General features: G+C 74.7%; 7 protein-coding genes. 5 read left to right on the top strand and 2 right to left on the bottom strand.

Going from position 1 to position 10,492, the window contains the following annotated elements; translation table 11 throughout:
- Positions 1-113: 113 nt before the first annotated feature.
- The gene (locus IEY94_RS18740; protein ID WP_189171531.1) at positions 114-2,966 is read right to left on the bottom strand and encodes a LamG domain-containing protein; all 2,853 of its coding nucleotides are present in this window, start codon (positions 2,964-2,966) and stop codon (positions 114-116) included.
- A 306-nt stretch (positions 2,967-3,272) separates the two neighbouring features.
- Here IEY94_RS18740 and IEY94_RS18745 point away from each other — a divergent pair, with 306 nt between their 5' ends.
- A complete protein-coding gene (locus IEY94_RS18745; protein ID WP_189171532.1) occupies positions 3,273-3,737 on the top strand; it encodes a hypothetical protein in 465 nt (154 codons plus the stop codon).
- 2 nt (positions 3,738-3,739) lie between these two features.
- Positions 3,740-4,345 carry a pentapeptide repeat-containing protein gene (locus tag IEY94_RS18750; RefSeq protein WP_189171533.1) on the top strand — a complete coding sequence of 202 codons (606 nt, stop codon included), beginning with the start codon at positions 3,740-3,742 and terminating at the stop codon, positions 4,343-4,345.
- Positions 4,346-4,402: 57 nt separating this feature from the next.
- Here the strand turns inward: IEY94_RS18750 and IEY94_RS18755 are convergent, their stop codons facing one another.
- Positions 4,403-5,665: an RCC1 domain-containing protein gene (locus tag IEY94_RS18755; RefSeq protein WP_189171534.1), complete on the bottom strand. Its 1,263-nt coding sequence runs from the start codon at positions 5,663-5,665 to the stop codon at positions 4,403-4,405.
- 120 nt (positions 5,666-5,785) lie between these two features.
- Here IEY94_RS18755 and IEY94_RS18760 point away from each other — a divergent pair, with 120 nt between their 5' ends.
- The 3 genes from IEY94_RS18760 to IEY94_RS18770 all read left to right on the top strand — a co-directional run bounded on the left by IEY94_RS18760 (position 5,786) and on the right by IEY94_RS18770 (position 10,472).
- Positions 5,786-6,337 (top strand): YbaK/EbsC family protein, encoded by a 552-nt coding sequence (locus IEY94_RS18760; RefSeq protein WP_189171535.1) that lies wholly within the window; start codon positions 5,786-5,788, stop codon positions 6,335-6,337.
- A 362-nt stretch (positions 6,338-6,699) separates the two neighbouring features.
- The gene (locus IEY94_RS18765) at positions 6,700-8,019 is read left to right on the top strand and encodes a hypothetical protein (RefSeq protein ID WP_189171536.1); all 1,320 of its coding nucleotides are present in this window, start codon (positions 6,700-6,702) and stop codon (positions 8,017-8,019) included.
- 89 nt (positions 8,020-8,108) lie between these two features.
- Positions 8,109-10,472: a putative bifunctional diguanylate cyclase/phosphodiesterase gene (locus IEY94_RS18770; protein WP_189171537.1), complete on the top strand. Its 2,364-nt coding sequence runs from the start codon at positions 8,109-8,111 to the stop codon at positions 10,470-10,472.
- The last annotated feature ends 20 nt before the right edge of the window (positions 10,473-10,492 follow it).

Genomic DNA, 10,492 nt, shown 5'->3' on the forward strand with positions numbered 1-10,492 from the left:
CCCAGCATCACCGGGGCCGGCGGCGGCCGAAAGCGCCACTTCGCACTCCCTGGCCCCGGACGCCCACCCCGAACGCCGCCCGGGACGCCGGACCGGGAGGCCGGACCGGGGCGTCAGCTCCGGGCGACCTGCTCGGCGCCGATCCGGCCGTCGGCGAGCTGGGTGTTGAAGACCGCGATCTCGTCCAGGGTGCCGGTGAAGCGGTAGTCGGTCGGCGGGTTGGCGTAGCGGGCCAGGTTCGCCGAGCCCCAGCGCCAGTAGCCGGACACGTTCTCGCCGGTCGTCGTCGCCGCGTCCGAGGCGACCAGGGTGCCGTCCACGTACAGTTTCATGCCGGCGGCGCCCAGGCTCACGGCGACGTGGTGCCACGCACCGTCCTTGTAGGACGCCGGTGAGCGGACCGTTTTCGCCACGCCGCCGCTGTACACCGCGAACGTTATCCGGCCGCCGCTGTCGACGAACACCACCCGGTCGGCGGTCGTGTCCACCAGCGCCGTACCCGCGCTGAAGCCGGCGATCGCGCCGCCCGGACTCGCCGCGTCGGCGCGGAAGATCGCGCTGACGGTGAACGTGTTCGGATTGCTGTACTGGATCGGCTGGTAGCCGCCCGCCCCGGCGCCGCCGCCGTAGCCGACCGCGGTCGACGTGGACTGGTCGGCGCCGGTCAGGGAGCCGGCCTGGGCGGCCGACAGGTTCGACCGGCGGGCGTCGCTGGAGATCCCCGCCGGCCCGGCGGCCGCGGTGTACAGCGCGCTGACCTCGGCCGCGCTCAGCGCCCGCCCGTACGCGCGGACGCTGTCGATCCGCCCCTGCCAGTAGTACGCCGCCGCCGCGGTCCACCAGCCGCGGCCGATCCGGAAGCCGCCGGTGGCGCTCCACGTCGCGGGGTGGGCCGCCGAGCTGGCCAGGGCTCCGTTGACGTACAGGTAGAGCTGCCCGGCCGCGGCGTCGTAGATGCCCGCCACGTGGATCCAGGTGTTCAGCGCCGGCGAGGTGGTGCCGAGGGCGGCGTCGACCGTCCCGCCGGTGCTGTCGGTCCGGGTGGTGTAGAGCACCAGCCGGTCACTGGGCTGGTAGTAGCCGAGCTGGAAGCCGGAGACGTTGGTGCCGTCCTGGGAGATGGCCGCGCGGCTGGTCGACTTGTCGGACAGGTAGAGCCAGGCGGCGACGGTGTAGCTGGTGCCGGTGGCGACGAGCCCGTTGGACCCGCTGGTGAGGTAGCTGGAGCCGTTGGCGGCGAACGCGGAGCCGCTCTGGCCGCCGGCGTTCCACGCGGCGGTGTTGCTGACCGTGCCGGTGGCGCCGCGGTTGGCGGAGTCCGCGACGCTGGTGCCGCTGCCCTCGCTGAACTCCCACCGGGTCAGCGGGTTGTCCCGGTACAGCGCCGTGATGTCCGCCGCGGACAGCGCCCGCTGGTACGTGCGCAGCTCCGCGACCTGCCCCTTGAACCACGCGTCGTTGACGCCGCTGAGCTGCCGCACGCCGGCGCGCAGCGGCTGCGAGGTGTTCGGTGTGCCCTCCATCGCGTCGGTGTACGACCGGGCGGCCGAGGCCACGCCGTCGACGTAGGTGTACATCGAGTCCGTGGCGTCGTCGTAGACCCCGACGACGTGGTACCAGCGGTTCGGCGTCGGCGAGGAGCCGACGGCATTGTTCGCCGGGTACGAGTTGGTGGTGGTCCGGTCGATCAGCGCGAAGTTCCAGCTGTCCCGGGAGAGGTCGTACCGCAGCAGGAACGACGACTGCCCCGCGCCGCTCCACGAGGTGACCGTCTCGTTCTGGCTGGCGATGACGTACGTGGCCGAGACGTCCGGGATCCGCGCCCACGCCGACACGCTGAAGCTGCGGTCGACGTGCACTCCCTCCTGGCCGCCCTCCACCCGGGAGCTGGTGCCGTTGAACGACAGCGCGCCCGCGCCGTCCGGGCCGCCGCCGCTGACCCAGGACGTGTTGGCGGTGGTGCCGGTGTTGCCGTACTGGGCGCCGTCCTCCACCCGGGCGCCGCTGCCCTCGTCGCACCGCCAGACCGTGCCGGGCGCCCGGTACAGGTCGCTGACCTCGGTAGCGGACAGCGCCCGCGGGTACATCTGCACGTCGTCGACCCGGCCGGTGAGCTGGTTGGTACCGGCGGCGCCGCTCCAGTACGTGACGCCGGCCAGCAGGTCCCCGCCGGCGTTGAAGCTGTTGGTCGTGTGCGCCACGGTGCCGACCGAGGCCCCGTTGACGTACAGGCGCAGCAGGTCGGCGGCGTCGTCATAGACGCCGACCAGGTGGGTCCAGGTCGAGGCGCTCGCCGCGCCCGCGGACACCGCGTCGACGGTCGGCGAGGCCACGTCGGTGCGGGGCATGCCGAAGTACCACACGTTCGTCGAGTCCCGCCGCAGCACGAACCCGCTGGTCGTGGTGCCCGCCTGGGCCACGATCGTCCGGTGCGCGCCGGTGCCGGTCACGTACGCCCACGCCGAGACGGTGAAGGCGGCGTCCGTGCGCACCCGGGACGGGCCGGCCACGTAGCCGGTGCCGGAGGCCACCTCGAACCCGCCGCCGACCTGGCCGCGCGCGTTCCACGCCGCGTTCGCGCCGGTCAGCGTGCCGACGGCCGCGCCGCCGCCGTTGTCGGTCGTCGCGGTACCGGTGCCCTCCTCGAACTGCCACCAGGTCCGCGGCCCTTCCGTCGGGCCCGCGTACGCGCCGGTGCGGTTGTTGCCCGAGGCATCCGCCGCCGCCGGGGTGCCCGAGGACGACTCGGCGTCGTCCTGCCGGTGGTGGAACAGCGGGCTGTCGTTGTCGACCGTCGTCGCGTACGACGGGAACGTCGCCGCCAGGTTGAGCTGGTTGGCCAGGTTCCGGGTCGTCGTGCTGTACGCCGCCGCGGCCTGCGGCAGCGACCACACCGCCGCCAGCGCCACCCACACCAGCAGTAGTCGGTGCAGGGCAGGGCGGGGTGGCTTGCCGAGTGCGTCCATGACGAACTCCCCACCGCCGACTCCGGACCACGGTCAGACCCTCGCGTCACCCATCGGCGTCCACGGCGTGCCCCTGAGTGCCGGGATGGTCCCTTTTCCTGCGCGAAAGGTTGCCGCCGGCGCGGGCCGCGGCCCCACCCGGCCCGTCCGCCCCGCGCGTACCCGGCGGTTTCGCCCCGCCCGGGGCGGGTGTACCCCGTCGGGCATCGGGTGAACGGTTCGCCCCGGTCGCCGAACGGCCGCAACCGGGCCGGCGCCGGCCGCGCCGCGCGGCGGCAGCGGCGTCGATGCGATCCGATGGAGTCCATGCCCACCCCGATCGACGAACCGGCCGCCGCGCCGGCCGCCACCCGGATCGAGCTGATCCCCGCCGCCCCGCTGGACCTGCGCCCGGACCCGTGGCAGCGGCTGCTGGCCGTCGGCAGCATCCTGTCGGTGCTGGTCGTGGCCATCGGGCTGTACGTCACCAACGAGGCCAACCGGCGGCAGCTCGACGTGGCGCTGCAGGGCCAGCTCACCGACCGGTTCACCCGCGCCGTGGAGCAGCTCGGCCAGGCCGGGGCGGCGAAGATCGACGTCCGGCTCGGCGCGGTGTACGCGCTCGAACGGATCATGCGCGACTCCGCGCAGGACCAGCCGGCCGTCGTGGAGGTGCTGGCCGCGTACGTCCGGGTGCACGCCCCGCTCCCGGCCGGCGTCGGGCCGCTGGGCTGCCCCCGGCCGCCCGCTCCCCCGCCCCGGCGCCCGGCCAGGACATCCAGGCCGCGCTGACCGTGCTGGCCCGCCGCGACGCCGGCCGGGACCGGCCGGGCGACCGGCTCAACCTGTACCGGTCGACGATGAGCGGCGCGGGCCTGTCCGGCGGCGACCTGCGCGCCGCGGTGCTGGGCCTGGCCGACCTGCGCGGCGCGCACCTGGACCGCGCCCGGGCCGCCGGGGCGCAGTTCTTCGGCGCCGACCTGCGCGACGCCTTCGGCACCGACGCCGACCTCACCGGCGCGAACCTGCACGGCGCCGACCTGACCGGCGCGTACCTGGACCGGGCCGACCTCACCGGCGCCCGGCTCGACCGGGCCGTGCTGCGGGACGCCTCGCTGACCGGCGCCCGGCTCGGCGGCCTGGCGCTGGCCGGCCTGGACCTGTCCGGGGCCGACCTGCGCCGCGCCGACCTGCGCGGCGCGAACCTCGCCGGTACGGTGCTGACCGACGCCGCCCTGGACGGCGCGGACCTGCGGGGCGTCGACCTGGGCGGCGCCCGCGGCATCACCCCCACGGCGCTCGCGAACGCGGTGACCGACGCGCGCACGGTCGCGCCGCCGGCCACGGCGCTCGCCCCGCTGCTCCCCGCGGGCTGCCCCGACCGGCCGCCGGCGGGGTGAGCCGGCCGACGGGCGGGGCGGGCCAGCGACGGGCGGGCGGGCCGGCCGGCGGGCGGGCTAGCCGATGGCGAAGGTGGCGCCGGCGCCGTAGCTGCCGGCGAAGACCCGCCCGGTGATCCCCGGTACCTGCGCCGGCGTGCTCCGGTCGGTGGTGTTGCCCTGGCCGAGCGAGCCCTCGGCGTTGTCGCCCCAGCACCAGACCGTCCGGTCGGTGCGGGTGCCGCAGGTGAAGTCGTCGCCCGCGCTGACCTGCATCCAGGTGGCCGAGCCGACCTGGACCGGGCTGCTGCGCTGGCCGGTGTCGCCGAGCCCGAGTTCGTGCTCGTCGTTGTGTCCCCAGCACCACAGAGTGCCGTCGGCCCGGATCGCGCAGGTGTGGTTGCTGCCGCCGGTGACCGTCCGCCAGGTGCTGACCGAGCCGACCTGCGTCGGCGTCTGGCGGGTGGTCGTGTCGCCGAGGCCGAGCTGGCCGTCGCCGTTGTACCCCCAGCACCACAGCGTGCCGGCGGTGCGGATCGCGCAGCCGTGCGCGGTACCGAGGTCGGTGGCGTCCCAGCCGGTGCCGGCGAGCTGGTCCGGGCTCGTCCGGGTGGCGGTGCTGCCGTTGCCCAGCCGGTAGTCGGTCCCCCAGCCCCAGCACCACAGGGTGCCGCCGGTGCGCACCGCGCAGGTGTGCACGTCGGTGGCGGAGAGCTGCTTCCAGGTGCTGTTGGCACCCACCTGCGTGAAGCTCGTCCGGTCGGTGGTGTCGCCGACGCCGAGCTGGCCCGAGTTGTTCTCGCCCGTGCACCAGATCGTGCCGGCGCCGCGCAGCGCGCAGGTGTGGTAGCCGCCCAGGTCCACGTCGGCCCAGTCGGTACCGGCGCCGATCTGGACCGGGCCGGTCGCGTCCGTGGTGTTGCCGCGGCCGAGCTGGCCGTAGGGGTTGCGGCCCCAGCACCACAGCGTCCCCGCGGCGCGGACCGCGCAGGTGTGGCCGGAGTTCGCGTCGATGGTGGCGTTGAACGAGCTGTTGCCGGTGTCCACATCGACCCACGTCGTGACCGCGCCGACCTGCACCGGGCTGGTCCGGGGGCTCGCGGTGTTGCCGAGGCCCAGGTTGCCGGTGGTGTTGTCGCCCCAGCCGTACAGCTCGCCGGCGAGGAAGTTCGCGGCCAGGTCCAGGCCCGAGTTCTGGTTGCGGGTGGTGGCGGAGAACGTCGCCCCGGCCGGCGGCAGGGCCAGCAGCAGGCTCACCGCCGCCGCGACCACGGGCAGCAGCCGGGTTGGGGACCGGCGTCCGGTCCCGCGGTGCCGGCCGCCGCGCCCGTGGGGTTCCATGTGAGCTTGGATCGGGTCGCGCCGCCGCCGCCCGACGGAATCGGCCATCGGTACCGGGCATTGGCCGGGCCTATGGCCGGGGCGCGCCGCTGCCGGCGCCCCGGCAGCGGATCCGGCAGGATGGGCGGCATGTTGGCGACCGAGCCGGCGCTGGAGCGCCCCGACCTGCTGGCCGAACCGGTGCTCGCCGGGCTGCGCGCGCTCCCGCCGGAGCTGGCCCGGGCGGCGCTCGTCGCCCCGATCGACCCCGACCTGGCGGACACCGCGGCGTTCTGCGCGGCGTACGGGGTGGCGCTCGCCGACTCGGCGAACTGCGTCGTCGTCGCCGGCCGCCGCGGCGAGGCCACCCGGTACGCGGCCTGCGTGCTGCCGGCGACCACCCGGGCCGACGTCAACGGGCTGGTCCGGCGGCGGCTCGACGCGCGCAAGGCCAGCTTCGCGCCGATGGACGACGCGGTCGCCCGGACCGGCATGGCGTACGGCGGGATCACCCCGATCGGCCTGCCGGCCGACTGGCCGGTGCTGGTCGACGCCCGGATCGGGGCGGACCAGCAGGTGATCGTCGGCTCCGGCGTCCGGCACAGCAAGCTGCGCGTGCCGGGGCGGCTGCTCGCCGCCCTGACCGGCGCCGAGGTGGTCGACGGCCTCGGCAGCGAGGTTACCGACCGGTAGGCGTCGTTCGGCACCGCCCGCCGGGGCGGGGCGTGAGCCCACCGGCACCCCGAGCGGGTGGGCCCACGCGGTCCGCCGGCCCGGTGGGATTCGCATATCAATTGATGTTCGTCACTGTAATTGTTCCCGGACATCGAACGAGCCCCCCTTCGACCGGCCGTCCGCGAGCTGTGGATAGACGGTGAAGAGATACCGGCGGTACCGAAAAGGCGGCCGCCGCAACGGCCGGGAATTCACTCGAATAAATCGCGGGAATTCGTCGGTATTTGCCAGCGGGCGACCGGTCGGGGCGAACCGCTACCCGGCCGCGGGCCGGGCCACTATCGTCGGAGCGCAGGCCCACGCGGACGGGAGGCGGCGCGGTGCGGGTGACGGTGGAGTCGGTACTGCCGGCGCGGCACGTCGACGCCATGTTCGACCTGTACGTCGAGGCGTTCGCCCCGCTGGCGACCAAGGCCGTCGCCCGGCACGTACTGACCCGGCCGGAGTTCGCCGCGGAGATGGCGGACCCGCGGATCGAGAAGTACGTGGCATGGGACGGCGACGACCGGCCCGTCGGACTGTCGACATTGGCCCTGGACCTGGCCGCCGTCCCGTGGGTGAACCCCGCCCACCTGGCCGCGCGGTACCCGGAGCAGCACGCGCGCGGGGCGATCTTCTACCTCGGCTTCACGCTGGTCCGGCACGACCTCCAGGGCTCGCGGACGTACCTCGAACTGAACAACCGGGCGGCGATCCGCTCGCGGGCGGCCCGGGCCGTGGTGGGCATCGACGTGTGCGCCTACAACCGGGCCCGGAACCTGCCGCGCTCGTTCGCCATGATCGGGCGCCGGCACGGGTTCGGCTTCGGCGAGGTGGACCAGCAGCGGTACTTCGTGCTCGACCCGGCGCTGGCCGGGCGCCCCGACGGGGTGGCGGTGCCGCGCCCGGTCGGCGGGCTGTCCATCGTGCCGCTGGCCGACCGGCCGGAGCTGGCGGCCCAGGTCCCGGAGGTGCTGGCGTCGCGCTGGCCGGCGTTCATGCTGTTCGGGCAGGCGGGGCACGGCGTGGACGTCGCCGAGGTGATCGCGCGCTGCCCGCGGCACCAGGTGCTGCTGGTCGACGGCGAGGACGCGGTGCACGGCGCCGGGCTGTCGGTGCCGCTGCGCTGGGACGGCACCCCGGCCGACCTGCCGGCCGGGTGGGACGGCGCGATCGCCCGGGCCGACGCGCAGTGGCGCGCGGGCGATCGGCCCGACGCGGTGTGCGCGCTGTCGATCACCCTGACGCCGGCCGTGGCCGGGCAGGGCCGGTCGGCCGAGATGATCGCCGCGCTGCGGGCGGCCGCCGCCGGGATCGGGGCCAGGGCCATGATCGCCCCGGTTCGTCCGATTCTGAAGGAGAAGTACCCGCTCGCGCCGATGGACGCGTACGTGAACTGGCGCGACGAGAAGGGCCGCGTGTTCGACCCGTGGCTGCGCCTGCACCTCGACGCCGGCGCCACTCTGCTCGGCGTGGCGGAATCGTCCCTGTCGGTGACCGGCACGGTGGCCGAATGGCAGGAATGGACCGGGCGGCCCCTCCCGGTCGCCGGCGAGTACGTCATTCCCGGCGGCCTCGTCCCGCTGCGCGTGGATACCGCATCCGACGTGGGTCGATATAGTGAGCCGAATGTCTGGGTGGCCCACCCGATTAACGGCTGATTCGCCTGAAATGCCGTAAGGCCGGTCTAGTCTGCCGATAGGGACTATGTCGGGGATTGTCGCGTGACCGTGTCCGGGGGGTGCGTCAGGTGGCTGCTGATGGCCTTGCGCTGCCCGCATCGCGCTCGGGACGGGCGGCCTACGGATTCCTGATCGCCGGCGTCGCCGGCGCCGCCGCCTACCTCGCCGGCGGCGCGGGCCTGCGCTCGGTCCTCTTCGGCCTGATGTCGCTGGCCACCATCCTCGCCCTGATCGTCGGCGTGCGCCGCAACCGGCCCCGGTACGCCGCGCCCTGGTGGTACGTGCTGGCGGCGGTCGTCGCGTTCACCGGCGGGGCCGTGCTCCGGCTGCTGCTGCGCACCGAGTCCGGGACCGGCCTCGCCGTCGCGATCCCCGACGCGCTCGTCGTGCCGGGGTACGTGCTCCTGGTGGTCGGCATCGCGGCCATGCTGCGCCGCCGCCGCGCCTCGCGCGCCGACCCGGCCCGGATGGACGCGTTCCTGGTGGCGGTGTGCGCGGTCTTCGCCGCCTGGTGCTTCCTGATCGTGCCCATGCTGACCGCCGAGCCGCCCAAGCAGCTCGTGCAGGTCGTCGCGACCTGCTTCCCGATCTTCGACACCATCGTGCTGGCGGTGGTCGTCCAGCTCCTGTTCATCGCCGGCGGGCGGGCGCCGGTGCTGTGGCTGCTCGGCGGCGCCGCGGTCGCCACGTTCCTCGGCGACCTCGCCTACGCGCTCAACCAGGCGGGGACGCTCACGCTCGCGGTCACCGACGAGCAGTTCGAGGCGATCTTCCTGCTCGCGTTCATCTTCCTCGGCGCCGCCGCCCTGCACCCGTCCATGCGCGAGCTGACCGAGCCGCACGCCAACCACGTCAACCGGCTCGGCCTGGGCCGCACGCTGGGCATCCTGCTGGTCGCCGTCGCGCCGACCATCGCCGCCACCATCGTGCCGCCGACGCGGTGGTGGGACCTCGCGGTACGGCTGCTGATCACGATCGTGCTCGGCGCCATCATCGTCGTGCGGATCGTGCGCGCCCACAACGCGCAGGCCCGGGCGCAGCAGGCCGCCCGCAAGGCCGAGCGGGCCGAGCGGCACCGGGCGACCCACGACGCGCTGACCGACCTGCCGAACCGGGAGCTGCTCACCGAGACCCTCGCGCACTGGGGCGACCGGCCGGGCGCGGCGGCCGGCGAGATCAGCCTGCTCTTCATCGACCTGGACCGGTTCAAGGACGTCAACGACAAGTGGGGCCACCCGGTCGGCGACGAACTCCTCGAATCCGTCGGCTGCCGGCTGCGCTCGCTGGCCCGCGACGACGACCTGATCTGCCGGATCGGCGGCGACGAGTTCGTCGTCGCGATGGCCTCGCCGGCGCCCGGCGCGCTCGCCGACGAACTCGCCGAGCGCGTCGTGGGCGCCTTCGCCCGGCCGTTCCCGCTGTCGGTCGGCGAGGTCATCATCACCCCGTCCGTCGGCATCTCCCGGGCCGCCGGGGCCACCGACCCCGTCGAGCTGATCCGCGACGCCGACACCGCGATGTACCAGGCCAAGGAGGCCGGCCGCAACAACGTCGCCCTGTTCGACCGCGAGATCCGCGAGCGGGTGCGCCACCGGATCGACATCGACCAGGCGCTGCGCGGCGCGCTGGACCGCGGCGAGCTGTCCGTGCACTACCAGCCGATCATCGAACTGCAGGGCGCCGAGCCGCTGCTGTCCGGCTTCGAGGCGCTCGTGCGCTGGAACCACCCGGAGCACGGCGCGATCTCGCCGGTCGACTTCATCCCCATCGCCGAGGACACCGGGCTCATCGCGCCGATCGGCGAGTGGGTGCTCGACACCGCCGTCGCCCAGCTCGCGGCCTGGCAGCGGGAGCGGCCGGCGTCCGCGCCGGAGCTGCACGTGAGCGTCAACGTGGCCGTCCGGCAGCTCCGCGGCGACCGGCTGCCGACGACCGTCCGCCGGGTCCTGGACAGCCACCGGATGCCGCCGGAGGCGCTGTGGCTGGAGATCACCGAGTCCGGCGCCATGGCCGACCACGCCAACAGCATGCACACGCTGACCGCGCTGTCCGACCTGGGCATCACGCTGTGCATCGACGACTTCGGGACGGGCCACTCCTCGCTGAGCTACCTGCGGCTGATCCCGGCGGACATCGTGAAGATCGACAAGTCCTTCGTCATGGGCATGACGGACCAGCCCAGCAACGAGGCGATCGTCCGCGCCACCATCGCCATGGCCAAGGCCCTCGGCCGGCGGGTGGTCGCGGAGGGGGTGGAGACCGCCGAGCAGCGCGACCTGCTGCGCGCGCTCGGCGCCGACCTCGCCCAGGGGTACCTCTTCGGCCAGCCGCGGCCCGGCGACGCCGAGGTCGGCTGGCTGCACTGGCCGCCGCCGGACCCGCCCCACCCCAAGGCACCCGAGCCGCGCCCGCCGGCCACCGACTCCCGGTAGCTCCCCGTCCGCCGGAGGCA

This window comes from Pilimelia anulata, from assembly GCF_014647895.1.
Classification (GTDB): Bacteria; Actinomycetota; Actinomycetes; order Mycobacteriales; family Micromonosporaceae; genus Pilimelia; species Pilimelia anulata.